Annotated in this window: 2 tRNA genes and 1 rRNA gene; all 3 read right to left on the minus strand. The window is 57.3% G+C overall.

What is annotated here, in order from left to right:
* A 23S ribosomal RNA gene (locus tag B5F78_RS17695) occupies window positions 1-1,235 on the minus strand; the annotation flags it as partial.
* Between the two features lie 84 nt (window positions 1,236-1,319).
* Window positions 1,320-1,393 (minus strand) — tRNA-Ala (locus B5F78_RS16550).
* A 7-nt stretch (window positions 1,394-1,400) separates the two neighbouring features.
* Window positions 1,401-1,474: transfer RNA gene (locus tag B5F78_RS16555), tRNA-Ile, on the minus strand.
* Between the last annotated feature and the right edge of the window lie 66 nt (window positions 1,475-1,540).

Here is a 1,540-nt window from a genome sequence, read left to right on the forward strand (position 1 = left end):
GCGCCAAATGGAATGCTCCCCTACCGATACTGTTCGTATCCCGCGTCTTCGGCAGGCGCCTTATACCCGATTATTATCCATGCCGGCTACCTCGACTAGTGAGCTGTTACGCACTCTTTAAATGAATGGCTGCTTCCAAGCCAACATCCTAGCTGTCTCGGGGAACCGACCTCGTTAGAATAACTCAGGCGCCATTTCGGGGCCTTAGACGGCGGTCAGGATTCTTCTCCTCTCGGGCGCGGACCTTAGCACCCGCGCCCTCACTCCCGCCTAATTCCGGCAAGCATTCGGAGTTTGTCAGGACTTGACAGGCGGTGAAGCCCTCGCATCCTATCAGTCGCTCTACCTCATGCCGGATCATACGACGAGGCTGCACCTAAATGCATTTCGGGGAGTACGAGCTATCTCCGAGTTTGATTGGCCTTTCACTCCTACCCTCACCTCATCCAGAAGCTTTTCAACGCTTATTGGTGCGGACCTCCATCCGGTGTTACCCGGACTTCATCCTGGACAAGGGTAGATCACTCGGTTTCGCGTCTGCCGCATCCGACTGCGCGCCCTGTTCAGACTCGCTTTCGCTCCGGCTGCGCGGATCATGCCGCTTAACCTCGCCGGACACGGCAACTCGTAGGTTCATTATGCAAAAGGCACGCCGTCACACTTGCGTGCTCCGACCGCTTGTAGGCGCATGGTTTCAGGGGCTCTTTCACTCTCCTGTCCGGAGTTCTTTTCACCTTTCCCTCACGGTACTGGTACACTATCGGTCTCCCGGGAGTATTTAGCCTTGCCGGATGGTCCCGGCTGATTCACGCTGGATTCCTCGTGTCCCGCGCTACTCAGGATACCGCTATGGCCCATACCCGCTGCGTGTACGCAGCTGTCATGCCCTACGGCCCCACTTTCCAGAGGGTTCCACTCGCGGGCATGGACCAACGGCGCGGTCCTACAACCCCGCCCGTGCCGTAACACGGACGGTTTGGGCTACTCCCCGGTCGCTCGCCACTACTGGGGGAATCATTGTTATTTTCTTTTCCTGCGGGTACTAAGATGTTTCAGTTCCCCGCGTTGGCCTCCGCCACCGGCGGATGTCACCCCTTCAAGGTGACGGGTTGTCCCATTCGGACACCCGCGGATCAAAGGCCACTTGCGCCTCCCCGCGGATTTTCGCAGCTTGTCACGTCCTTCATCGCCTCCGGGAGCCTAGGCATCCACCATGCGCCCTTTTCTACTTTCGCGCACCCCCGCGGCTTCAAGCCGCGGGAGGCTTATGCTTTGTTTCATTGGTTGCTTGTCACATCATGTCACAGATCTCCTTCGTGTGGAGAATAACGGATTCGAACCGTTGACCCCCTGCTTGCAAAGCAGGTGCTCTAGCCAGCTGAGCTAATCCCCCAAGACCGTAGTCCCAGGCAGAGTTGAACTGCCGACCTCCACATTATCAGTGTGGCGCTCTGACCAACTGAGCTATAGGACTGGCATCTTCAAGCCCTGTGCGATTCAACGCCCAAAGAGTCGGATATGTCAGGTACAGGAAACGGAA

Origin of the sequence: Bacteroides sp. An279 (genome assembly GCF_002159615.1) — a bacterium.
Lineage (GTDB): Bacteria > Bacteroidota > Bacteroidia > Bacteroidales > Bacteroidaceae > Phocaeicola > Phocaeicola intestinalis.